This is a genomic window from Streptacidiphilus melanogenes (assembly GCF_000787835.1).
GTDB classification, from domain to species: Bacteria; Actinomycetota; Actinomycetes; order Streptomycetales; family Streptomycetaceae; genus Streptacidiphilus; species Streptacidiphilus melanogenes.
The window spans coordinates 1-22546 of the sequence record NZ_BBPP01000040.1 but is presented as its reverse complement, the minus strand read 5'-3'; the positions used below and the strand labels follow the sequence as shown (position 1 = coordinate 22546).

At 70.4% G+C, this 22546-nt stretch carries 27 protein-coding genes and 2 pseudogenes; 13 read left to right on the top strand and 16 right to left on the bottom strand.

What is annotated here, in order from left to right; translation table 11 throughout:
* Positions 1-87: 87 nt before the first annotated feature.
* A complete protein-coding gene (locus TR49_RS31005) occupies positions 88-1584 on the bottom strand; it encodes a CYTH and CHAD domain-containing protein (protein ID WP_052434786.1) in 1497 nt (498 codons plus the stop codon).
* Between the two features lie 248 nt (positions 1585-1832).
* Here TR49_RS31005 and TR49_RS31000 point away from each other — a divergent pair, with 248 nt between their 5' ends.
* The 4 genes from TR49_RS31000 (at position 1833) to TR49_RS30985 (ending at position 4252) form a co-directional block, all read left to right on the top strand.
* Positions 1833-2183 carry a PRC-barrel domain-containing protein gene (locus tag TR49_RS31000; RefSeq protein ID WP_042387410.1) on the top strand — a complete coding sequence of 117 codons (351 nt, stop codon included), beginning with the start codon at positions 1833-1835 and terminating at the stop codon, positions 2181-2183.
* An 88-nt stretch (positions 2184-2271) separates the two neighbouring features.
* Positions 2272-2577 carry a WhiB family transcriptional regulator gene (locus TR49_RS30995; protein WP_042387409.1) on the top strand — a complete coding sequence of 102 codons (306 nt, stop codon included), beginning with the start codon at positions 2272-2274 and terminating at the stop codon, positions 2575-2577.
* Positions 2578-2816: 239 nt separating this feature from the next.
* Positions 2817-3170, top strand: coding sequence for a hypothetical protein (locus tag TR49_RS30990; RefSeq protein ID WP_042387408.1), 354 nt, complete (start codon positions 2817-2819; stop codon positions 3168-3170).
* A gap of 98 nt (positions 3171-3268) precedes the next feature.
* On the top strand, positions 3269-4252 hold the full coding sequence (locus tag TR49_RS30985; RefSeq protein ID WP_042387406.1) for a YihY/virulence factor BrkB family protein: 984 nt from the start codon (positions 3269-3271) through the stop codon (positions 4250-4252).
* Between the two features lie 257 nt (positions 4253-4509).
* Here TR49_RS30985 and TR49_RS30980 read toward each other — a convergent pair whose 3' ends face one another.
* Positions 4510-4866 carry a helix-turn-helix transcriptional regulator gene (locus TR49_RS30980; RefSeq protein ID WP_042387478.1) on the bottom strand — a complete coding sequence of 119 codons (357 nt, stop codon included), beginning with the start codon at positions 4864-4866 and terminating at the stop codon, positions 4510-4512.
* Positions 4867-5026: 160 nt separating this feature from the next.
* On the opposite strand from TR49_RS30980, the gene TR49_RS30975 reads away from it, so the two are divergent.
* Complete coding sequence (locus tag TR49_RS30975; protein ID WP_042387404.1) at positions 5027-5368, top strand: hypothetical protein; 342 nt, start codon at positions 5027-5029, stop codon at positions 5366-5368.
* A 107-nt stretch (positions 5369-5475) separates the two neighbouring features.
* Positions 5476-5844, top strand: coding sequence for an STAS domain-containing protein (locus TR49_RS30970; protein ID WP_052434785.1), 369 nt, complete (start codon positions 5476-5478; stop codon positions 5842-5844).
* A 154-nt stretch (positions 5845-5998) separates the two neighbouring features.
* Here the strand turns inward: TR49_RS30970 and TR49_RS30965 are convergent, their stop codons facing one another.
* The 3 genes from TR49_RS30965 to TR49_RS30955 all read right to left on the bottom strand — a co-directional run bounded on the left by TR49_RS30965 (position 5999) and on the right by TR49_RS30955 (position 9757).
* Positions 5999-7405: an IS1380 family transposase gene (locus TR49_RS30965; protein ID WP_042387403.1), complete on the bottom strand. Its 1407-nt coding sequence runs from the start codon at positions 7403-7405 to the stop codon at positions 5999-6001.
* Between the two features lie 100 nt (positions 7406-7505).
* Positions 7506-9023, bottom strand: a complete 1518-nt coding sequence (locus TR49_RS30960) for a hypothetical protein (RefSeq protein ID WP_042387401.1) — start codon at positions 9021-9023, stop codon at positions 7506-7508.
* Between the two features lie 560 nt (positions 9024-9583).
* On the bottom strand, positions 9584-9757 hold the full coding sequence (locus TR49_RS30955; RefSeq protein WP_042387399.1) for a CsbD family protein: 174 nt from the start codon (positions 9755-9757) through the stop codon (positions 9584-9586).
* Positions 9758-10366: 609 nt separating this feature from the next.
* Here TR49_RS30955 and TR49_RS45910 point away from each other — a divergent pair.
* From TR49_RS45910 to TR49_RS30945, 4 genes are all read left to right on the top strand, one after another.
* Positions 10367-10540: a hydrophobic protein gene (locus TR49_RS45910; protein ID WP_084725619.1), complete on the top strand. Its 174-nt coding sequence runs from the start codon at positions 10367-10369 to the stop codon at positions 10538-10540.
* A 370-nt stretch (positions 10541-10910) separates the two neighbouring features.
* On the top strand, positions 10911-11354 hold the full coding sequence (locus TR49_RS41865) for an STAS domain-containing protein (RefSeq protein WP_160311661.1): 444 nt from the start codon (positions 10911-10913) through the stop codon (positions 11352-11354).
* Positions 11351-11827, top strand: a complete 477-nt coding sequence (locus TR49_RS30950; protein ID WP_052434784.1) for an ATP-binding protein — start codon at positions 11351-11353, stop codon at positions 11825-11827. Before TR49_RS41865 ends, TR49_RS30950 begins: the two co-directional genes overlap by 4 nt.
* A gap of 510 nt (positions 11828-12337) precedes the next feature.
* On the top strand, positions 12338-12568 hold the full coding sequence (locus TR49_RS30945; RefSeq protein WP_063770217.1) for a hypothetical protein: 231 nt from the start codon (positions 12338-12340) through the stop codon (positions 12566-12568).
* Positions 12569-12656: 88 nt separating this feature from the next.
* On the opposite strand, the gene TR49_RS30940 is transcribed toward TR49_RS30945, so the two are convergent.
* Positions 12657-13025 (bottom strand): low affinity iron permease family protein, encoded by a 369-nt coding sequence (locus TR49_RS30940; protein WP_042387395.1) that lies wholly within the window; start codon positions 13023-13025, stop codon positions 12657-12659.
* A gap of 887 nt (positions 13026-13912) precedes the next feature.
* Here TR49_RS30940 and TR49_RS30935 point away from each other — a divergent pair.
* Positions 13913-15019: a hypothetical protein gene (locus TR49_RS30935; protein ID WP_236653599.1), complete on the top strand. Its 1107-nt coding sequence runs from the start codon at positions 13913-13915 to the stop codon at positions 15017-15019.
* Positions 15020-15086: 67 nt separating this feature from the next.
* Here the strand turns inward: TR49_RS30935 and TR49_RS43165 are convergent, their stop codons facing one another.
* The 8 genes and pseudogenes from TR49_RS43165 to TR49_RS30900 form a co-directional block, all read right to left on the bottom strand.
* Positions 15087-15407 carry a type II toxin-antitoxin system PemK/MazF family toxin gene (locus TR49_RS43165; protein ID WP_152627535.1) on the bottom strand — a complete coding sequence of 107 codons (321 nt, stop codon included), beginning with the start codon at positions 15405-15407 and terminating at the stop codon, positions 15087-15089.
* Positions 15404-15619, bottom strand: coding sequence for a type II toxin-antitoxin system CcdA family antitoxin (locus TR49_RS30925; protein WP_084725627.1), 216 nt, complete (start codon positions 15617-15619; stop codon positions 15404-15406). The genes TR49_RS43165 and TR49_RS30925 overlap by 4 nt, the downstream gene beginning before the upstream one ends.
* Before the next feature lie 325 nt (positions 15620-15944).
* Complete coding sequence (locus tag TR49_RS30920) at positions 15945-16445, bottom strand: hemerythrin domain-containing protein (protein ID WP_042387392.1); 501 nt, start codon at positions 16443-16445, stop codon at positions 15945-15947.
* A 359-nt stretch (positions 16446-16804) separates the two neighbouring features.
* Positions 16805-18168 (bottom strand): annotated as a pseudogene (locus tag TR49_RS30915) (transketolase); the annotation flags it as partial.
* Positions 18169-18297: 129 nt separating this feature from the next.
* Positions 18298-18660 carry a class I SAM-dependent methyltransferase gene (locus tag TR49_RS30910; RefSeq protein WP_052434783.1) on the bottom strand — a complete coding sequence of 121 codons (363 nt, stop codon included), beginning with the start codon at positions 18658-18660 and terminating at the stop codon, positions 18298-18300.
* A gap of 116 nt (positions 18661-18776) precedes the next feature.
* A complete protein-coding gene (locus TR49_RS46835) occupies positions 18777-18962 on the bottom strand; it encodes a response regulator transcription factor (protein ID WP_369405350.1) in 186 nt (61 codons plus the stop codon).
* A gap of 77 nt (positions 18963-19039) precedes the next feature.
* Positions 19040-19273 (bottom strand): annotated as a pseudogene (locus tag TR49_RS46830) (HD domain-containing phosphohydrolase); the annotation flags it as partial.
* Positions 19274-19616: 343 nt separating this feature from the next.
* Positions 19617-20036 carry an integrase core domain-containing protein gene (locus TR49_RS30900; RefSeq protein ID WP_369405348.1) on the bottom strand — a complete coding sequence of 140 codons (420 nt, stop codon included), beginning with the start codon at positions 20034-20036 and terminating at the stop codon, positions 19617-19619.
* A gap of 224 nt (positions 20037-20260) precedes the next feature.
* Between TR49_RS30900 and TR49_RS30895 the strand changes: the two genes are divergently transcribed.
* Together TR49_RS30895 and TR49_RS30890 are read left to right on the top strand one after the other, a co-directional pair.
* Positions 20261-20563: a hypothetical protein gene (locus TR49_RS30895; protein ID WP_042387390.1), complete on the top strand. Its 303-nt coding sequence runs from the start codon at positions 20261-20263 to the stop codon at positions 20561-20563.
* A gap of 694 nt (positions 20564-21257) precedes the next feature.
* Positions 21258-21554 (top strand): hypothetical protein, encoded by a 297-nt coding sequence (locus tag TR49_RS30890; protein ID WP_042387389.1) that lies wholly within the window; start codon positions 21258-21260, stop codon positions 21552-21554.
* An 84-nt stretch (positions 21555-21638) separates the two neighbouring features.
* Here TR49_RS30890 and TR49_RS30885 read toward each other — a convergent pair whose 3' ends face one another.
* Positions 21639-22031, bottom strand: a complete 393-nt coding sequence (locus TR49_RS30885; RefSeq protein ID WP_042387388.1) for a nuclear transport factor 2 family protein — start codon at positions 22029-22031, stop codon at positions 21639-21641.
* A gap of 174 nt (positions 22032-22205) precedes the next feature.
* A partial coding sequence (locus tag TR49_RS45905) for a hypothetical protein (RefSeq protein ID WP_236653598.1) occupies positions 22206-22546 on the bottom strand: 341 nt, incomplete at its 5' end.

Here is a 22546-nt window from a genome sequence, read left to right as displayed (position 1 = left end):
AAGGCAGCCCCGCACCGCTTGCTCAAGGAGGCAGGCCCTTCCGGCAGCCTCCCGCAACAGCACGTCCGGCCCGACAGCCCGAAGCACTCACAGGCCGGCCGCGCGTCGTGCTGCCTCTATGTCGGCCGCCGAGCTGTCACGCTGCCGCGCCCGCAGGACTCCGAACGCGAAGGCTTCGCTGGAGCGGGTTCCTCCGGCATGCGCCAGTTCGGCCAGCGCCTGCTCCGCGCTGCGGGCGTCCTGATGCCGCCCGAGCCGCTTGTGGATCTCCTTGTAGCGGGCTTGTTGCTGCTTGGCTGCCGACCCGAGCACGGGCTGGAGGGCGTCGGCGACGTAGCGGGTCCGCTTGGCCGCCTTGCGGGCGCGGTGCAGAGCCTCATCGCGGCGCCGCCCCAGCGGCAGGCCGATGGCCGTGCGCAGCCTCCGCCGGGCGCGGCGCCGCTCGCGCCGCAGAATCCTGGAGGCTCGGGCGCGACCCGGGTGCTGGCCGGCGGCCAGAGGCGGGTCGGCGACGAAGGACTCCAGACGGTCCAGGAGCGTGTAGTAACGGCGCGAGGACATCGCGGCCACCAATACACGGTGGGCGTGGCGGCACCGCCTGCCGAGGACCTTGCGCAGCTTGCGTTCGGCTTCTCCTGGTGTGCAGTCGGCAGGAAGTTCCCGAGCCTGGGCCGTAAGGCGTGCGCGGAGTGCCTCGGGTTCGCGGTAGGCGCCGAGCTGGTGTCCGAGCCAGCGCAGGTCCGCGGCCAGGTCGCCGGCCATGTGGCCGCCGAAGAGGCGCTCGCATGCGCGCAGGAGGCTGCGGAGCCGGCGGGCGGTGACGCGCATCTGGTGTACGGCGTCTTCCTCGTCGAGGCGGACGGCTGGGTCGAGGCTGGTGAGGTGGTCCGTCAGTTCCCGCAGGGCGGTGACCACCGCTCTGGCCGTCTTCCCGGCGCCGGCGAGGTCAGCGGGCGGCGCCGGGCGGGTGTCCAGCCCGGCGCAGTGCAATGCCCGGGCGAGCTTGATGCCGTGTTCGGCCGGGAAGATCCCCCGTTCGGCCAGGTGACTGGCCGTGTCGTCCAGGAGGCCTGGGCCGCCGCCGGTCAGCTCGATCTCCGTTTCGTCCCACGTGCTCAGTTCGGCCGCGGGCGCACCGCGGCCGAGATGGCCGTCCAGGACGCGGGCGGCGACGTGGTCGGCGGCCACTTCGGCGAGCGGATGGGAGTCCGCGTCGAGCCAGACCCGGCGCCGCCGGTGCGTCAGGAGGTGGGCCACCGGGCGCAGGGTCTGGCCGCGTGCATATGCACGTGCGAGGTTTCCCGGGCCCTCGGGCACCTGCTCGGTCGACCCCGCGTCGAGCGGCCAGCCGAACTCGCGCCGCCCGCCGTGCTCGCCGGGGATCTTCAGATGCCAGCCCTGGTCCTGGCCGCCTGCCCGGCGGCGCAGTGTCACACCCCGCCGGAGCAGTCCGTGGTCCGGGGTGTCGAAGTAGACCGCGTCCAGCACCTGCGTCCCGCCGTCGGTGGACTGCGCCACCTCGCGGGGCCGGGCGTCGGTCAGGTCCTGGACGAGCGCCCCGTCGAATGTGATCTCACGCTCCATGTGCATGTTCCTTGGCATGCCCCGCGTGTGCCCCGCGCGCCCGCAGCTACTCCACCACCCCCGCGACTCCCGAAGCGCACTGAATCATCGCGGGACGGACAGGCTCCCCGGGTGCTGCTGCGTGTCCGTGGGTTCACCCGCGTCCCAGCGTTCCGCACACGGCGGGGTGTGGAAACCGCCTCGTGGGGCAGGCGCTGCCTACGGGCGCAGAACAGCGCCCGCGTTCACGTCCCGAAGGAGGAGTGCGCGTGGAGAGCAGCATCTGGACCTACCGTCAGGGCACCGGCTACCAGCCGGGCATGAACCTCGCCGGGTTCGAGGTGGAGGCGACCGACGGCAGGATCGGGAAGGTCGACAAGCACACCGACGAGGCCGACGCCGGCCGCATCGCCGTCGACACCGGCGTCTGGATCTTCGGCAAGCGTGTGCTGCTGCCCGTCGGCACGATCGTCAGGATCGACCCCCTCGACCGAGTTGTGTACGTCGACCGCGGCAAAGACGAGATCAAGAACGCCCCCGAGTTCGACCGCGACAAGCACGACGACGACCTCGAATACCAGCAGAAGATCGGCTCCTACTACGCCCCCTGGCCCCTGTAGCACCTCGCCCGGTCTCTTCACATGACCAGCCCGCCCCATCGCGGATGCGAGGCGATGACACAGGGATGAAGGCGAGGAGGGATAACTGATGGGACGCAAGCCGGAACTGCCCGGGCCGATGGAATCGGCGTGGTCGTGGCAGGAGAAGGCCGCGTGCGCACGGCAGGAGGCCCGGCTCTTCTTCCACCCGGCAGGTGAACGCGGCCGGGACTTCGAAGACCGGGAAAGGGCCGCGAAGCGCGTCTGCGCCGAGTGCCCCGTCATTGCGAGGTGCCGCGCGTACGCGCTGGCCGCCCGAGAGCCCTACGGGGTGTGGGGCGGACTCAGCGAGAACGAACGTGCTGCTGCGCTGCGCCGTCGCCGGCGTCGCGGCCCCATGCGCGTCGCGGCCTGAAGCCAACCAGCCGACCGCTCCCGGAGACGAACACGCCGGTAGGAAGTAAGTCGACGGACGGGCTGCTTCGGCTCTCACCGGGGCAGCCCGTCCGCTCATACCCACAGCAACTCCAAGAACCGCCGCCGACGTGGACAGGCGTCTGGCCGATCGACCGTTGGTGAGTCATTCGCGTAGAAAGCGCCGATTTGGGATAGACGCTCGTCGACCAAGCGCAGCTTTCAGGAAAGGGGACACTCGTGCGCAAGCACACCCTCGCCCAGACGCGTCTGCAAGACGCCACGCACGCTGCCGTCGGCGCGGTCGAGGCCGCGAGAGCCCACACCGGGCACGCCGCGGAATCGGCCCGCTCGGCCGCGGGCCACATCAGGGACACCGCCTCTCAGGTGCGCGGGTCGGCCCAGGAAGTGACTGCGGGCGCGCGGCGTACGGCCGGAAGCCTCACGGCCCGGGCGAAGCCGTCGCCGACGCGCCGGCGCTGGCCGGTTGCACTGGGCGCCGCCGCGGTGGTGGGGCTCGCGCTCGCAGTGTGGCGGCTGGCCCGCGACCCCGGCCACCGCGAGCGGTGGCACCCCGGCGTCGCAGCGCTCTGACCGCTGAGAGACGTAAGGCGGACGGCCGGCGACGAACCGCCGGTCGCCCGTCCCGGGCAGCCTCCGGAATCGCGCCGGACAGTATGGAAGGAGTGGCGGTGAACAAGGTGGAGCGGGCGCTGCGGGGTGTGGACCGCTGGCAGCAGCGGCATACCGGGGCGGGGTTCGCGTTCGGGGTGGTGAAGAAGTTCGGCGACGACCGCGGCGGGCAACTCTCGGCGCTAATCGCCTACTACGGGTTCGCCGCCCTGTTCCCGTTGCTGCTGTTGCTCACCACCGTGCTCGGCTACACCCTGCACGGGGACCCCGGGCTGCAGCAGCGCCTGCTCAACTCCGCGCTGGCGGACTTCCCCGTCATCGGCGACCAACTGCACAGCAACGTGCACTCCCTGGGCGGGAGCGTGCCGGCAGTGGTGCTGGGATCGCTGGGGCTGCTGTACGGGTCGCTCGGGATCGCCCAGACGTTGCAGTTCGCGATGGCGCAGGTCTGGAACATCCCCGGCGTGAAACGCCCAGGATACTTGCCGCGCCTCGAGCGCTCGGTCGCGCTGATCGCCGTGCTCGGGATCGGGCTGCTCGCCTCTTCCACCGCGACCGGCGTCGTGGCCTCCATCAGCGCCGGGCCCGCAGTCACCATCGGCGGGCTCGCGGCCTCGGCGCTGGTGAACACCGGGCTGTACCTCGCCTGCTTCCGCATCCTGACCCCGCGGGAGATCCGGTGGCGGTGCCTGGTCCCGGGCTGCCTGATCGCCGGGCCGGCCTGGACCGCCCTGCAGGCCTTCGGCGGGATCCTCGTGGCCCACCAACTGCGTCACGCCACCGCGGTCTACGGGCTGTTCGGGACCGTCCTGGGCCTGCTGTGGTGGATCTACCTCGGCGCCCAGCTGACCGTCTACGCCGCTGAGGTGAACGTCGTCGCCGAGCGCCGCCTGTGGCCCCGCTCCCTCCTCCAGCCGCCCCTCACCCGGTCCGACCGGCAGGTCCTGGACAGCATCGCCCGACAGGAAGAGCGACGCCCCGAGCAGCACGTCAACAGCCGGTTCACCGCTCGGGCCCGACGACACCCACGCCCCCACCGATGACGTCAAGACCCCGCGACGCTCCGGCCGGATGAAGAGGGACCGCTCTGCGCCCGGCCCCACCGGCGCCCATCCATGTGAGAAACGACGACGTGACCCGCACCCAACAGGAGCAGCTCCCAGCAGCACATCCATGGCCGGAGCCGTTGCGAGATGCAATCGCTCGATAGCGTCGGTCGGCTGGCAAGCCCCGCCGCGCCATGACGACCGCCAGGCCATACGGAGACCGGCTCGACAGCCGCTGTCACACCGGACAAGCGTCAGGAATCGCTGCCGTCCTCAACGGCGGGTACGCCGTCCGCAAGCCCGGCCGTGGCCGGTTCGTGCGGGGTCAGGAGCGCGAGGAGGTCGGCGACCCGGGGGCCGGCGTCAGCGGGGTGCCGCAGTGGGCTTGAAGCCGTGACCTGGTAGTGGTTGGTGCGCCCGACCCGGGTGTGGGTCAGGTAACCCCCGTCTTCCAGGTCAGTGATGATCCGCTGGACGGCACGTTCGGTCAGCAGGCAGCGGGCCGCTATGTCGCGGACCCGGATCCCTGGATCGCGAGAGATCTGCACCAGCACCCTCGCGTGGTTGGTCAGGAACGTCCAGGTGGCGCGGGGACCGGGCACTTGCTCCATGCCCACCATCGTACGACCAGCGTTTCAGGCTTCGTAAAGACTGACAATTCTTTCGTGCAATGCTTGACAGGCTCGCAAACAGGGGCAGAGCCTGGGACCAATAGCAAACCGTCCGCATGTTCCCATCCGCATGCGCACGCGTCCCGGAGGAAGTGCCACGATGACCAGGGACGAACTCGACCTCCTCGCCCGGTTTCTGCGCAGGCACCTCGGCGCCCGCGCGCTCCCCGTCACGGGGACGCCCGGACGCGGCGGTCTTCACCGCACCGTCGAGCAGGCCATTCTCGGCATCGAGGCCTACCTCCAACTCGCCGACCAGCATCCCGCACCCCGGGGGCTTGCGGCCGAACGGGAACGCGCCCAGGCCCTGTGGGAGCGACTGCAGGAGATCGCCGCACAGTGGCCGAACGCCCCTTACCCGCACAAGGCTCCGCCCGCGCCACGGCAGGCCGGGGCGACGTCCGCGCTCCTTGCCGCGCTCCCGGCCCCATCCGAGCGTTGACCCGCTCCAAGCCGGCCGGGCTCGGCCGGCCGAACACCGGAGACGCGGACAGCCCCTGTACCTCTGCCCACCGAGACCCTCCACGACGCAGAAGAGAGCGTAAGCCGATGGACGATCCGCCCGACCGCGAGGAGCATGCTGCCGGGTGCTCGAAAGAGCTCGTCGGCGACGACGTCCTGGTCTATCGGCTGACCGGCGACCTGGACATGGGCGCCCGCGACGCCCTCGCGTTCGACGCACCCCTGGACGCGCTCAGGGCCGTCGTCGTCGACCTCGCCGACGTCACCTTCTTCGACTCCACCGCCCTCAACGCCCTGCTGCGCCTGCGCGCCGCAGCCACAGAGCACCAGGTCACCGTCCACCTGGCCGCGCCGCCCGCCAACACCGCGCGGGTTCTGGAGATCACCGACACCGCACCGCTGTTCCCCCGCCACCCCAGCCTGGCATCCGCTCTGAAATCCCTCGTCGCCGACTAGCCTCGCTGTTTCGGTTCACCTCGGCTGATCTGGTGTGATCCGTGTGCTGGAGGTCCTGGGGCTGCGGTCGGATGGTCGGCATGCCGAAGGCCCGGCGCTGTGGCCGGGTGCTCCTGGGTCCTCGGGTCGTGGGTGGTCAGCGGCGAGTCGACGGTCACGTGGCCGGTCGGGGCAGCGCCGCCAGACGGCGGAACGCCGTGGTCAGTTCGTGGCGCCAGGGCCAGGTGGCGGCGATCCGCAGGTGGAGGCGGCGGGCTCCGCGGGTGATCCGGGCGGCGGCGTGCAGCACGCGGTAGCGCAGCCTCTTGGGCTCGGCGGTGGCCAACTCCCCGTCCAGCAGAAGGCTCCTGGTCCACGCGAGCAGGTCGATCGCGGTCAGGGAGAGCTCCAGCCAGGCCTGGTTGATCGCGAAGCGGCGGGAGGGGAAGCGCCCGAAGCCGGTGGTCTTGCCGCAGCGGATGTGGTCCTCGACCCGGGCGTGGACCCGGTGGCGGACCTCCAGGTGCTGGAGCGAGCCGGTGCCGGCGACGGGCGTGCCGGTGAGGAAGACCTGGTGGCGCATGCCTTCGTTCTGGTCGAACAGGGACAGCTGGGCGCCCGGGTGCGGGCGCTCGCGGCGGACGATGATGCGGGTGCCGTCCGGATATCCGCTGAGGTCGACCAGGCCGGTCAGCTCGGCGACCTCGGCACCTGAGCGCAGGGTCCCGTCCTGTTCCAGGGCGGGGTGCCAGACCTGGTCGGGCAGGACCCGGATGGCCTTGCGGACCGGTTCGGTGACGGCGTGTCCGACGGAGAAGGTGGTGCGGATCCCGCGCTGCCGCAGCCCACGCAGGTGGGCGAGGAAGGCCTGCGCGCCGCCCGCACTGTCGGCGCGGATCAGAATCGGGGTGCCGTGGCGGTGGGCGTCGGGGATCTGCGCGAGAGCCTGGTCCAGGACGGTGATGTGGTCGGCCGCGGTGTTCGCTCCGGCGTTTCCCGCCCGCAGGAGACCGGCGAGGGCCTCGCCGGTGTTGTCGAGGAAGCAGAGCAGCGGGTGGTAGCCGAAGCCGCGCTTGTAGGTTGCCGCGGCCTGTTCCTTCTCCGAGTGGCAGGTGACCAGGGTCGCGTCGATGTCCAGGACCAGGCCCGGCAGTTCACGCCCTCCGGCGCGGGATGCGGGGATCGCGCGTCCGGTCTCGTCGGCCTGCAGCCACGCGACCTCGCGGGCCTGGGCCCTGGCCGCCCGCAGTGCGTTCAGAGCCGCCTCGTCGATGCCGGCCAGCACCCGCCAGGCGGTCGGGGTGGAAGCGACGGGACCGAACACCTCGCGCCGGTCGCGCAGCACAGCCAGGTCGGCGATCGCTTCGCCACCGTCGGCGAGCATCACCGCCAGGTCCACCGCGACACGGCCGGGATCGTGCCCGGTCCCGCGCGGCCGCAGCCGGCACAGAGCGTCGGAAAGGGCACTGGTCAGCGAGGTGGCATCGGCCAGATCCGCGAGCAGCCGCGAGCCGGCGTGGCTGACCACCCCGTTCCCATCGGCAGTGACGACGAGCCTGGGGCGAGACCGGGTAGTGAGCACGCAGAAAGTGCCTTCCCTCTGGAACGATCGAGACCCTAGACAAGCCTCATCGTCGCAGCTCAGAAGGCACTTTCGCTTTTCCGATCATGATCCGGACGCGTCAGAAGCCCGTGTGCTCGTATTCGACGCTCTCCAGCCAGCCGGTCAGCTCGGCCAGGTGGTCGCGGGTGAGACCGTGGGCTACCCATTCGTCCTGCCGGTCGAGCCGGAGGAAGCCCTTACCCGCGAACGCCCTCCGCAAGTAGTCAGTGAAGCTCAGGAAATGTTCTTCTTCACGGACGAGCGGATCGGCGCCTGTGTGCGGAAGCCAGACGGAGTATGGGGCCCCGCCGCTGATGTTCGCCTTGTGGAGGTAGTCGGCGGCAATGGTCAGTTCCAGCGGGCCGGCGATTTCGGGGTGCACGTCTGCAGACTCGTCCTGCCACTCGTCGACCGAGAACCACGCGGTGGTGAGGTCGAGGATTTCCAACGGGTCGGCGACGGCAAGCTGTTCTGGCACGCCGGGCGGAAAGGGGGCGTTCCACGTCTCTCGCGGAACGAGGTCGATTGTTCCGACGATGCGCCAGTAGGCGGCCAGGGCCAGTGGCGCCGGCGAGCCTGTGATCTGTTCCAGGTGCCTCAGGTGGTCCTCGACGTCCGGAGCGGGTCCCGGCAGCGCCTGGTCCAGGGTGACCGGCCAGCCGCGGGCTATGAGAGCGCCGGCGAGGCTGTGAGCGTTTCGTCGAACACGCTCCATGGTCATGGCGGCCACCTGCTCGGCCTCGGCGCGCTGCGAGCCGTCCAGGTGATCGAGGGTGCCGAGCTCGCGCCAAACGCCCTGGTGGTCCCCGTTCGCATAGCGCGCAACGAGATCCCCCGCCCGCCACTGCGGGCGGGCAGACCGAGGCTGCGTCGCGCGCGCCGCTCTGGCTGCGTCCAGCGCTGGGCCGGTGACAGCAGGATCGGCATACTTGAGCACCTCGCGGGCCTGCCCGCCCAGGACCTCGTGGTCGCGGAGGCCCACGCAGAGGTCAAGCCAGCGGCGATCCCGGGACACCAGGTTGCGGAGATCCTCGGAGTGCCATTCGGGACCGGACTGGGAGAAGCTCCATGGTGACAGGAGCCCGAGAGCCTCGACGGCAGCGATCTGACCGGGCGCACCAGTCAGACACTCGTCGGCGAACAGGTGGCTGACGTTGTCCCAGGCCGCCCCCTCGTCGGTGAACATGACCTTCAGGGCCATGAACCGGCCGAGGTGATCGTGATCGTGGATCCCCTTCCGCAGCGTGTCGCGGGCCTCGGCGGTCCCGATCTCGAACAGTGCATGGGCGGCAGCCACCGCGACCGGTTGGACCGGGCACTGCTCCCACAGCCCGATCAATGTCGAGACGGACGGCTCGTAGTGCAACCGCCCGAGTGCCCGGATCTGGTCAGAAACCGCCCGTCCACCGGCAACGCTGCGGACGGCGGAGATGCTGACATCCTGGTAGGCCTTCGCTTCGTCCGCAGTGAGGCTGCTCCACTGCTCGACGCTGAGGCGCGCCCTGATTCCGAGGTCCGGCCACGCGACAAGAGCCTCCAGGAGGGACTCCAAAACTCGCGCGCCGGCGATCTCATCTGTGTTCACGTTCTCCGCCACGCGCGCAGTATGACACCCCGCCAAGTGACGTGAGCCGGCGTGGCTGACCACCCCATGCCTGTCGGCGCCGACGACGAGCTGGGGCGCGACAGGGTGGTCTGCACGCAGAAAGTGCCTTTCCGCTCGAACGACTGGGACCTTAGATAAGCCTCATCGTTGCAGCTCAGAAGGCGCTTTCGCTTTTCCGATCACGATCCGGACGCGACCCCAGATGAAACGCGCAGGCTAGAGACCGCTATCGGCGGGGTGGAGGGTGGAGGCCTGGCCCGGTGCCCTGGCATCCACGCGGGCGGCGGCCGCCCGGCGGCCTGCATCAGCTGCCCCAGCAGTCCCGGGCGCACGCTCATCCACCTCCCCGCGGCCGGACTGGTCGGAACGTAGCCGGCGCCGACGACTGCGGCCAGGTCACGTTGCTCTGGATCCGTCCTGCTGGCGGGACGTTCGGGCTCGGTCCCGAAGGCGCCGCACGCGAATGACTGTGCGTGACCGCTTGCCGGGTAGTTGCGCGCGTCGGCACCGCCTTCCCCGCGTGGAGATGGCGGTGCCGACCCGGTGGGGCCTCAGTGCTCGAAGGCGTCCTTGGCCTTCTGGCCGGCCTGCGCGACGTCCCCCTTGATCTGCTCGCCCTTTCCCTTGGCGACCAGCCGCTCGTTGCCGACGGCCTTGCCTGCCGCCTCCTTGGCCTTGCCCTTCGCCGTCGTTGCCGTGTGCTTGATCTTCTTTCCCGCGCTCATGGATTCTCCTCTCCTCCCAGGATCGGGTTCATCCGTGAGCGTCTGCCCCGTGGTCGGCGTTCTACCCTCACCACCGATGCCGCGGCCCCAGGAGCGGTCCGGCCGGGCCTTGGACACCGTACGGTCGCTCACCGCGACCCTTCGGGTTGGACCAGGGCGGGTCCAGGCCCGGCTGCCGCGTGAATTCGGCTACACCGGCCACGCCGTCGGCTTGCCCACCAGCTTCCGGCCTCATCGCCACTAAGTAGCCTCCGGCGAACCGTTCTTCGCATACCGCACTGACCGTCATATGTGCTCCATCGCATACGTTTTTCAGATCGCCGGGACAACTTGAAGCGACCGCCTCTTCCTTGAACCAGGACCGGTCGCAGCGGATGGTTGCGCAGTGAGGTGACGGGTCTTCGAGGGCCGAAAGCCATCCTCGGAGGACGGACTGGGCGCCGATAGCCAGAGCACGGCCCGTGGCGGAGCGCGTCACGGCGTGCGCGCCGGATCCAGCTCGGTCCATTCCCTCTGGTTTCGGCGCGGACGGTGACGACGCCGGCGCGCGGGTCGCGTGCATGGACGCGTCGACGAGGGGCAGACGCGCGCCTAGGAGGTTGATATCTCATGGTTGTCGTGATTCTTGTTCTGTTGCTGGCCCTGATCCTGGGTGGCGCCGGGTTTGCCGTACATGTGCTGTGGTGGGTCGCACTAGCAGTCCTCGCCCTGTGGCTCCTCGGCTTCCTCTTCCGAGCGGGAGAAGGAGTGGGAGGCGGACGCCGACGCTGGTACCGGTGGTGAGCCGCCCCTGAGAGCGACTCAGCCGCGTCACGCGCGGGTCCTCTGACACGCAGCTAAGACCAGGGCGGTGGTCAGCCGGGGACACGCACGGCGCGACGTCCTCGGCGCTCCCGCCGACCACTCCCGCTGGCAGACATCTCCTCGATCGATGCTGTCATCGGCGTTGCTGCTGGCCCTTCGGCCCGCTGTCCCCCAGCCGCACCTCGAGACGACTTCGCACGGGACCGTTTCAGGTCGGGCGTCGGGGTATCCGCCCCAAGACATCGACGATCGGAGGCGGCTGGCATGGACAAGGCCACCGGACGGCCCAGGAGGCGCTCACCTGCGACCCCGGGCCCGGACGACGAACAGACCGCAGGGGAGGTTTTCCGTGCGTGACGTCGAATTTCCCACCTCTCTTGCCGGATTGCACGCGGGACCTCGGCTGAAGGCCGACGTCCACGAAACCGCCGGCACCGTCCTGTGCCTGCTGAACGGCGACCTTGATCTGCATACGCGATCAATCGTCCAAACCGCGGTCAACGACGCCCTCACGAGGCCTCCGCCCGTGCTCTGCATCGACATGGCGGGTGTCCACTTCTGCGACTCAGCCGGTCTCGCGCTGCTCCTGTCACTGCGCGCACAATGCCACAGCCGTGGAGGAACGCTCGCGCTCGTGGCGCCCAGCGCACGCGTCAGGAGACTGCTCGAACTCACCGACGCCGCCTCGCTGTTCCCGGTCTACCCCGACTGGCAGGCCGCGAGCGCCGGCACTGCGTCATTGGATCTGAAGCCTCGCGGCCTGGAGCACGGACGCACAGGGAGAGCGCCATGAGCCGCGCGCGGGCGACCGCGCCCTCACCGGGGCATCGCCACCTCGCCTTCTCGGACATCGAATGGCATGAGGGCCACGAGCGTGTCGCCGAAGGGATCGACTTCGTGCGCCGGGCCGTGTCCGAGTGGCAGGTAGGAACAGAGGCGCTGGGGGGTGATGAGGAGCAGGCAGTCGACGTGCTCCTCGTCGCCGCCGAACTGCTCAGCAACGCCGAGCGTCATGGCGGCGGCGCGACCGCGATCGACATCGAACCGCGAAGCGGCGCGCTGTGCCTGACCGTCACCGACGTCAGTCCCCTGCCGCCGCGGCAGGTGCGGCCGCACCTGCCGGAACGCACGAGCGGTCACGGCCTTTACATCATCGACCGTCTGTCGACCGCCTGGGGCTGGGTGCCCTGCCGCTCCGGCAAAGCTGTCTGGGCGGAGCTCCCTGCCGGCTCTTTGCAGGCGAGGTGCGACCGGGCGGCTATGTGATCTTGCTGGGCAGGAACGGCGAGGGGCACCCGAAGATCCCCAAGCTCCGCGGCCAGGCGTTGGTCCGCCCCTCACCCGCGCGGGCGAGCTGTTCACCGACCCAGCCGACTACCTGGCGGCAGCCGGGCCCGCCGACCCGCCCGCACCCGCCACGGCGGCCAGGTGGACCGGCGAAGGCACCGCGCTTGGAGTGCTGTCCACGCTCTTCGCGGTGGCCCTCGCCGCGATCGCACTCCGGGGACCTGGCCCTGCCCGGTATCCCCGTTCACCGCCCGCGCGACCTCGCCGCAGCCGGCACACGACGCCTGATCGTGCCGTTGCGCCGCCCGCACTCAGGGCGACTGGGCGACAACGCCGCCTGGCTCGCCACCGGCGTCACCCTCCTGGCGGCGTTCACCACCCTCACGAAGCGGGCCTTCTCATCCGCTGGCGGAGGCGAAAGGCACCGTGCAGGGCTGCGGCCTGGTCGGGTGGGGATGCGCTGGGCGCGGGCGGGAACGAACCTGGGACATGAGTGAGTCAAACCCAGGTCATCACGCACACGTGGTCGTGCACGGTGTGGAGACCGAGCCCATGGCGGGCCCGTACCGGCGCGTCGACATCCTCGGTGAGGAGGTCGGCAAGGCGTACGAGCTGGCGGACGTCGCAGATTTGTGCCGCCGCGCGGGTCTGGACGAGTTGGACCTGGAGGCCGACGACATGGTGAAGTGGATCGGTGGCGGACCCCAGGTGTGGGTATGAGCCAAGCGGCACCGCCGGCCGGATAGTTACTGGCGAGAACACTGGCACCTGAGCACGTCTCCCTGCCCCAGTGGTTCCCGGGGGCGGTTCACGAGTCCTCCTCCATGCGAATCGCCTCCTCCAAAGACTCGACGGACTTGTCGGTGTGTCCACTGCCCCGCTCCAGGAGCGCGGCTGCGATCGCGTCGAGTTTGCGCTGGATGGCGTGTTCGGCGCGGCGCTCCGTGTTCTTGAGCAGGGCGAGCAGCAGGAGGGTGACGGCGGTCATCAGGTCTCCGGCGAGCAATTGCCAGCCGAGCGAGAGCCCAGCGGCGTGGACCGCGACGAAGGCCGCCACCAGAAGCAGACACACGAGCAGAAAGACGGGCGAGCTGGTGAAGTTCGAGGCCGCCTCAGCGGTGCGCTCGAAAGCACCGTGACCTCCGTCCGCACGCTCGGCAGGGTGCCGGAGAGACATCAGCGCCTCCTCCTGAGGAAAGGCTCGGGGCCATCGCGGTCCCGGAACTGCCTCGCGGCTACCCCGCCCCCAAGCGCCCACCCGCGACGCCGGAGACAGACGCCCCCGGTCGGTCCTCGAACCCGACGCGTCGGTTCTGGCAGACAACAGCGCCGACAAGCCGAGACCCCGCTGTCACCTACCCGGCCAGGCTTCGCGGTCCGGGTGGCTCAGTCCAGCCAGGTGGTCATGGCGTTGACGGCGCGGCTGTCGTCCAGGTCCGTCAGTGCAAAGCCGATCGTGTCTACCCGGACTGCGCGACCCGATCCCCGATGATGGGAAGCCCATGGGTGACGGATCAAGGAACTGGGGAAAGTGCGCATGACGGCAGAGACGGGCAGCCGGCAGACCCAGCGCGTCAAGGGACGGGTGTGGATGATCCGGGAGCCTACGGGCGCCCGTCCGCCGGGCAGGTCAAGCTCACCTGCTCCCGCCCCACCTGCCCAGATCAGCGCATTCCTCACGGCGCGAGCGCCGGACGCAAAGCCGTCGGCCACGTCAAGCAGCACCTCGCCCGGATCCGCGCGGGTGGCGGCCCGAACGGCGAGGCGTGGTGTGCCTGCCGCTCCGCCGGGTGTGCGTGGCACACCCCCGACCCGATCGCCGGAGCCCACGGCAGGCCAGCGGCCCCCACATCGACGGGGACGGGCAAGTGCGGGGGCCCGGTGGTGCTGATCGGGTACGCGGACCGCGCGGGCAGGTTCTGGCGGATCGCGGCGACGTGCTCACGCTGCGCCGCTGCCACCCCCGACACCCAGGTCCTGGATGCCGCCCCACCGCCGGCGCGGCCAGCCACCGTCGGCAGCGGACATACGCCGGCAGGGCCGCCTGCGGAAGGCGAAGTGCCCGTGACGGCGCTCTTCTCCGGCGCCAATCCCGCCTCGGCGGGTGGCGATCCGTCCCCGGACACCACGCCGCTCATCCCGCAGGCGCGCACCGCCACCGCACGGGTGTCGCGAAGGAACGGGCAGCGGCAGTGGGGCAAGGTCGGGCAGTGGACCGTGCCGGCCGGCCTTCAGCCCACGGTCCTGCGGGACGAGTTGATCGAACTCGGGGACGCCTTCCGCGCTTACCAGGTCGGCCGTCCCGACCTCTCGGTCCTTGCCACTCTCCTCGAGCGCAGGGCGCGCGCGTTCAACTCATGGGCTGACGTCACCGGCGATGACGCACTGCGCCAGGAATCACAGCGCGCGCAGAAGGCGGCGCAGGAGACCCACCGCCAGGGCGCCGGCCCCCGCGCGCTGGCAGGTACCGCAGACGCGGCGGGTGCCGTGGCCGTCGACGGGCCGGTGGTGGAGCGCCTGCTGACCGCAGGCCAGGCAGCCCACGCGCGCGACGTCCTGGACTACGCCGCCGCCCACGCCCCCGGCCCGCAGCCTGAGGTGCGCCTTGCGGTGCTCCTGCTCGCCCTGCGCGCGGCACGCGCCGGCGCCGGCAACGTCAATGGCCAGGACCTGGCGGGCTGGCTCGGCGGTGACGCGGCGCAGGTTCTGGACCAGATGGTCGACACCGACTGGCTGCGCCTGCCCGGCACGGTGCAGGAGGTGATGGCCTCCCGGCCGGAGGACCCGGCCGCGCTCACCGTCCCCTCGCTGCTGCCCGACCAGCCCCGGCTGCTCGGCTTTGGCAAGGCCACCCGCTCCAAGATCTCCGGCTGGGCCCAGAAGGTTGTCGGCGACCGGAAGATGCGCAAGAAGAAGGCCGGCGTCCAGACAAAGCTCCTGGCCCTGTACACCGCCGCCCACACGCGCCCCGACGGGCACCTCGGCCGCGACCAGGGCAGCGGACTCGGCCTCGCCCAGGCCGCAGCGTTCTGCGCCCTCCCCGAGGACGGGATCGCCGAACACGTCGACGTGTTGGTCGCCGCCGACTGGCTCACCGACGCCACTGCCCGCGACGGCCGCCTGCCCGGCCGGCTCACCGAGCGCGTCCTGCCGCTCGGCGGACTGCTGTAGCGGACGCCCTGCCACAACAGCAGCCCGGACAGGGGGCTCACCAGGCAAGGACTCGGGTTCGCCGGCATCAGGTCAGGTCGAGCGTCACCCGCAGCGCCGCGGAAATGCGTTCCATGGTCGCGGCGTCGACCACGCCCAAGAGCTCCCCGGCCTGAAGCCGCTTGTCAGTCAGCGCGGTGAGGTCGACCGAGACGGCGGCGCCGCGAACGGGGTGCGTCATGGGGATGGTCACCACGGTGTCCGGCGCGCCCAGGGTCTCGTCGATCATCATGCAGACTGCGGTGCCGGGCAGAGCGTCCAGGGCGGCGTTCGACTCGACGACGACCACGGCGCGGGTCTTGGTCGCCAGCTGGACGCGCCAGACCTGGCCGCGGGCCAAACCGGTCACGCGACGTCCTCGCCGAACAGGTCGGAGAACTCCTCCACGTCCGCGACGCCCCGATCTCCCCGCCAGGCCTGTACGACGGGGGCGGCGTCGCGCAGTTGCTGGGCGCGCAGCGCCTGCTCGATGTACGCCGACAGGTTGCCGCCCGACGCGCTTCGGGCGTGGGCCAGCAGATCATCCGGCAGCGTGACAGTGGTCCGCGTACGAGTAGCCATACGCGAGAGCATACAGGCGTATGCGCGTCCCGCCGCCCAGGCGGCCGGGGAGTCGACTTCGTCCGCGCGCATCGGGCGCCGAAGCCGCGTTCCCGCGACTGCCGGACTTGTACCTCCCGGCGCCAAGCTGTGCCACCCGCCTGCGCCGGACCCGCCGTCGCCAGGCTGCTGGTCGCGCTGACCTCGCGCGCCGCCACCGGTTCTCACCAACGTTGAATCGTCGCGCACGGTGGCGGCGAAGAGAGCCCGCTGCGGCAGGCGCCCGGCGTGCGTTGCGCGGTCGTTGACGGTAGGGGCGAGGAGCGCGGCCCGAGGCGGGGTGTGATCATCCAAGGAGCGCGTCGGCGGCCTTCCTGAGAACGCCGGGCTGCTCGGGCCGGTGCGGTGCCCTGGCGCGGGCGTCCAGCAGCTGGGCGCCGATGTCCTGGAGCTCCTTGCGGCCGAGCGCGGCGCGGACCTTGGGGAACCAGTCGTCCTCCTCCTCTTCGATGTGGCGGCTGACGGCCTCGATGAGGACGAACGTCTTGGCGTCGTAGCGCTCGTTCTCCGGGCTCATCAAAGCGAGCTCCTGGCACAGCACGTCGGCGACGTGGTGCTCCTCGAACGATTCCAGGATCTCTGCCCGAAGCTCTGGCACGAGCTCGCTCACCCGCGGGTACATCACCTCGTTCTCGACGTAGGTGTGCACGGTCAGCGCTTCGAGGATCTTGTCGGTCAGGTTGGCCCGGGTCGCGTGTGCGTCCGGACCGGTGGCCTTGAAGGCCCGGAACAGTTTCCGGATCTCCTTGTGGTCTTCCTTCAACAGCACGATCGCGTCGGTGGACACCTCGTCACCCCTCATCGGACGTCTAGCTAGCGGATGATCCGCTCACGCAAGCACGGCGGACGGAACCCCCTTGTTGCCATCCTCGCGCGGCCATCTGCCTGACGCGACCCGGCTCCCTGCAGGAGCACCCCAGCTCTTTCGCCGGCCTGGAGATTCCGGTCGGCTTCGCTATCAAGGCCCCCCTGTTCGAGCGCTGGTAGGTCTACGAATCGGCTCTGGGTAGGCCCAGGGCGGCGGGATCCTCGCCAGGGGGCCAGGCGCCATCTCGTCGAATTTCGGACGTCCGGCCCGGATTCAACGACTCTGCAGGAGGAGGTCCCGGACGGCTTCCTCGACGGACCCCTGAATGGTTGCCGCGTTCACAGCCCGCGTCCTTGCGCGATGACCAGGCCGGCGGCCGCGCGGGTGATGCTGTCGGCGCCGATGCCGGCAGCGGCGAGGAGTTCGTCCGGGGTGCCGGATCCGGGCAGGTTACGGACGGCCAGGTGCGCGACGGTGGGGTTGCTGCCCACAGCCGCGAGCACGGACTGGACCCCCTCGCCCAGGCCGCCCTCTGGGTGGTGGTCCTCTGCCACGACGAAGGCGCCGGTCTCCCGTGCGGCCCGCAACAGCGTCTCGGCGTCCAGGGGTTTGACGCTGTACAGGTCGATGACGCGCGCGGTGATGCCCTGGCTGGCGAGTGCGTCGGCGGCCTTGAGGCATTCGTGGACGGTCACTCCCGCCCCGAGGAGGGTGACCTGGTCCCTCTCGCTGCTGCGCAGGGTCTTGGATCCGGCGATCGGGAACTGTTCACCAGGCGGATACAGGACGGGGTACGCGCCGCGGGTGGTGCGCAGGTACGAGACGCCGTCCAGGTCGGCCATGGCCATAGTGAGCGCGGCGGTGCTGGTCGCGTCGCTGGGGTACAGGACCGTGGAGCCGTGGACGGAGCGCATCATGGCCAGGTCTTCCAGGCCCATCTGCGATGGTCCGTCCTGGCCGATCTCCACCCCGCAGTGGGTGCCGCACAGCGCCATCGCGACATGGGAGACGGCCGCCATGCGGATGAAGTCATGCGCACGGGTCAGGAAGGCCGCGAAGGTGGTGGCGTAGGGGCGGTAGCCGCGCACGGCCATACCTACGGCGGTGGCGACCATCTGCTGCTCGGCGATGTAGGACTGGAAGAACCGGCCAGGGTAGGCCTGCCCGAACTCCTCGGTGTGGGTGGAGTTGCCGACCTCGGCGTCCAGCACGACGACGTCCGGGCGGGCGGCGCCCAGGGCGACCAGGGCCTGGCCGAACGCGGACCGGGTCGCGATGCTCTGCCCGGTCTCGAACCGCGGTCCCTGGACTGGACGGGGTGGTGCGCCGGCTGTCCGGATCGCGGTCCGGCGGCGGGCGGCTGTGGGCCGGACACGGTCAGATGCCGTGGGCCGCCGAGCTCTTGGATGGCGCGGTCGGCCATCTCGGCGGGCAGCGGTTTGCCGTGCCAGCCCTCGGCGTCCTCCACCTCACGTACGCCTCGGCCCTTGACTGTGCGGGCCAGAATGACGGTCGGGCCCTGTGCCTGTTGGGCGGCGGTCATGGCCTCGTCGACGGCGGCCAGGTCGTGGCCGTCCACGATGAGGGCGCGGCACCCGAAGGCCTCGACGCGGCCGGCGTATGCGTCCAGGTCCCAGCCGAGCTCGGTGGGTCCGCGCTGTCCCAGGCGGTTGACGTCCACGATCACGGTGAGGTTCGCGAGCCGGCCCGGGCAGCCGCGGTCCCCGACCGCCCCCTGCCGCCGCAGCCCGCCCCCGAGCCCGCCTCAGGGCCCGCCCCGGCGGGCGCGAGTGCCGGCTCAGGGGCGACCAACTGGACCGCGACAGCACAATCACGCCTGCTCCGGAGGCCGATCCACGGCACAAGGACCGTCGTGGCCCTGGCCGACGTCGAGGCTGTCGTCCTCGAACGGAAGGTCCTCGGCCGGGGCCCGCAGGACCGTGGTGCGCGGAGCCCGCTCCGCGACGTGCCGCTCCAGCCGGCGGACCATCGCCGGCTCGGGCTCGGTGACCGTCAGCGACTCGACGCCCTCGCCGTAGAGGGCGAGGTTGGCCCCGGTGCCGCCGCCGATCTCGAGCACCCGGCCGCCCGCCTCGGCGATCAGCCGGCGACGCAGATCGCTCAGGCCCTGCCGCTCGGCCTTGGCCATCATCCGGTCGTAGGTCACCGCGAACAGTGTGCTTCTGACACCCATGACTGCCTCGATTCACGGTCCGACGTTCTGCCTCGACGCTAGGCCCGCGCCGTGCCCGGCACATGGGGCGGATGCCCCATCTTCGGCGCCGTCGTTCACGGAGCCGTCCCCCGCTCTCAGAGCAGACCGTTCTGCAGCGCGAAGAGGCAGGCCGAGGCCCGGCTAGAGGTCCCGATCTTGGCGTAGATGTGCTCGATGTGGTTGCGCGCGCTCTTGGGCGAGACCACCAGCCGTACGGCGATCTCCTTGCTGGAGCAGCCACGAGCCAGCAACCGCAGCACATCGATCTCACGGGTGGCCAGGCCAGCGGGCCCGGCGCCGCGCCGCGGCCTGCGGTCGCCGCGGCCGCGAGGACCGCGGCGACCGCCTCTCCGTCCAGGCGTCCGGCGGCGACCTCGGCGTGCAGCTGCGCAGCGGCCTGCGCCGCCTGGAGCGCCACCCGGTGCGGGCGCGGCTCGATCAACGACTGGTACGCGTCCGCGACGCCCAGGATCCGGCCCGGCCAGGAGATCGCGCCGCCCGCGAGCCCGCGCGGGTAGCGGAGCCGTCCAGCCGCTCGCCGTACTGCACCGCGCTCGCCCCCAGGGGCGAGCGCCGGGGACAGCCGGAGCATCCGCTCCGTCAGATAAGGCTGCAGCCGCACTCGTTCCCACTCCCCGGGCCCGACGGTCCCGGCCTGTCCCAGATTGGAGACGCCAAGGGCGGCCCAGGCCGCGCCAAGCCGGCGCGTAGGCGGGCCTCGGTTAGGCAGCCCTCCGCGAATTCCGTGACGCCCCGGCGCAGCCGGGCCCGGTGCCGAGTGGACAGCCCGGCGTCGAGACGGGTCAGCATGTCCGTGATCTCGCCCAGGTAGCCCGATTGCGGGGCCAGGCTCTCGTTCTCCAACAGTGCGGTGAACGGACCGAGGAGTGGTTCGGGCCCCGACCCTGTGGGGCTCGAAAAGTCATCGCCATGGCTCAAGCCACGTACCGATACTGGTTGATGACTCCGCCGAGGATGCGCGTCCGCAGGAGCTTGCCCGGCTCACCTGCAGGCAGGTCCGGCTGCTGGTGCGCGGCTTCGGGTGGCCGTTGGTCTCGTGATCGGTGCGGTCGGTGGGCGTTGTAGTGGTCCTGGTACTCGGCGAGGACGCGTCGGGCGTGGGCCTCGTTCATGACCAGAACATGGTCGAGCACCTCGCGGCGGATCGTGCCGATGACGCGCTCGCAGTAGGCGTTCATCCGCGGCGCTCGGGGTGCGCTGAGCAGCACATCGATGTCTTCGGCCTCGAAGACGGCGTCGAAGGCCTCGGTGTACTTGCTGTCGCGATCGCGCAGCACGAATTGGGATCGACCCGACGCGGGTGTCGAGGTCGGCGGTGAGGCCAGGCCGCGCACGGGACCTCCCGGTTGGTGCGAGCGGTACGGCACTCGAACCTCACTCCCTCAGCCTAGGCCCCGGTTGCCGCCGCGGCACGTTGCCCGACGTCGCCCCCGGCGCGACGGGCGGCCCGAGCGACATACAGCGTTCTCGCGCGAAGGCATTCGCCCGGCGTGCCGCACCCCACCTGTTGCTATCTGCTGTCCAAGGGGGACCTCAACATGGAAGGAAGATCATCGATATGGCTGTCGTGATGACGATGCGCTGGGCCGGCGTCACACCCGAGCAGTACGACTCGGTGCGCGACATGGTCCGCTGGGAGCAGGACACGCCCGCTGGCGCGTTCCTCCACGTCGCCTCGTTCGAGGGCGGCGCGCTGCACGTGACCGACGTGTGGCAGTCGCAGGCAGACTTCGAGCGGTTCTTTGCCGACCGGCTCGCCGCCGCGGTCAAGGAGGCCGGCATCGAAGGGGAACCGGAGACCAGCTTCCGGCCCCTTCACCGCCGCTTCATCGCCCCAGGCGTAGCCGGCGCGGACAGCTGAGCCGACTGTTCGCCGAGCCAAACGGCGCGGTGGGGCGTCGGCCAGCGCGTTGGCCCTGGGGTTCATGGGACCGGACTGTGTCACGGGGCGCAAAGAGGTTGGTGCGGGGCCAGGTCTCATCTCCGCCGGTCGGCGGGGCAGATCCCACCGGCCAGTGGTACCCGCGGTCACCTGCCTCAGCGAGCATCACGTAGGACCTTGGCTCCATGAGCCGAGGTCGCCCCGGCCGTCGTGCTCGGCCGGGGCTTTCCACGCATGCGGGCCGAGCGCGGGGGCGGCCCGCATGCCCGAGAGGCCCGCCCAGACAGGAGAGCCGGGCGGGCCTCTTCGTTCCTCACTCACCACTGCCGCCAACCACTGAAATACGCAGCAAGCGCTCTCACAGGGCAGCGCCGTCCGAGCCTCGCGGACCATCCATTCGCACAGGGCTGATGGAGCCTCAACGGCGGCATCCAGGGACGAGCCACCGAATCGGCGACGCGCCCCGGCAGTTTGACACCGGATTCCCCGTCCCCCACGCCGCCACCGCGGACTGCTGCCGGATAGCCCTTGGCGGGCCGAACTAGGAAGTCGCACGGGCCAGAGATCGCGCCCCAGCTCGGGTCACTCGTCCGTCGTAGACCAGCGCGCGACGGGACCGGCTGCGTGCTCGACTGGGGCTCGTCCAATCCCACCCTGACACAGGAGAGCCACCATGGCGATCATCGCCGTCTTCGATGCGCCCGGCATGACCCAGGCCATGTACGAGCAGGGCACCAACCAAATCACCGGCGGGCACGGGGGCGTCAAGAAGGTGTCCGACTGGCCCGTCCCAGGCCTCATCTCTCACGCGGCCGCCCCCACGCCGAACGGCTGGCTCGTCGTGGACGTCTGGGAGTCAGAGGAAGCCTTCCGAAAGTTCGGCGAAGTCCTCATGCCCATGCTCAAGGAGGTCGGTGCACCGGAGGTCCAGCCGAAGATTTACCCGGCCTTTAACGTCGTGACATCCTGACCACACCCAGCGCCAGATCTTCTCACCCCGAGCAGTCCGTGTGACTGCCGGGCCTGGCCCTTCGCTCCTGCGGGCGGCGGCGATTCACGAGGACCAGAAAGCGTCCTCGGCTTCCTCGTCGCCCTGGAACTCGCGGAACTCCACGGCCCGCCCGGCAACGACACGCCAGACGTGGACCTCCGGGGAGGACCAGGACTGCCCGTGGCGCTCGGCTGACACGTTGCTGAGCACGACGACGCGTTCTCCGTCGGCGAGGATCTCGTCGGCCGGGACCTTGAGAGTTCCGCCGGAGAGCTCCATGCACAGGCCGAAGAACTTCAAGACCCCCTCGGGGCCGTGGTAGTCACCGGACAGCGGGCTGTGCCCCGGAACATGCCAGGTGATGTCGGGATCAAAGAGCTCAAGGACAGCGGGGATGTCGCCTTCGGCGAAGGCACGATACCCCTGTCCGATCAGTTCAGCATTCGCGTTCGTCATGGTGGATCCTTTGATTCGGTTCCCCCTGCGATTCCGGCGGGTTGAATCGCCTGCCGTGTGCAGCACTTGCTCGCACCAACCCCGGGCTTCTGCGCCAGCGGAATTTCGCGGTCGGCATCCCGGGCTACCCGAGACGGCACTCCGCAGATCGGCCCTTCTCAGCCTACGTGGCTGTCATGCGGCGAACATCCGGAGGCACCCTCCGAAGCATCCGACGCTTGCCGCGCTCGGCCCTGGCCACCAGCATGCTGAACAGGAACGCAGGGTCGGGCCGAAACAGCCAAGCTGCTCGTCCAAGGTCAGCCGGTCGCAATCGGTCCAGTGGGTCGGCGGCGTGCCGAGGATCGGGCGTCTGTTGGCTTCGCGGACAGGGTCGCCGCTGCTCGCGGCTGTCGGCCCTGGATTGGCCCTGAGAGCTTTCTCGTCGCCGTTGAACGCCGTCCCGACTTCGACGTACTGCTGGGAAAGACCCCAGATAGCTGGGGTTCCGGCTGCTGCGTCGCGTTCGCAGACTG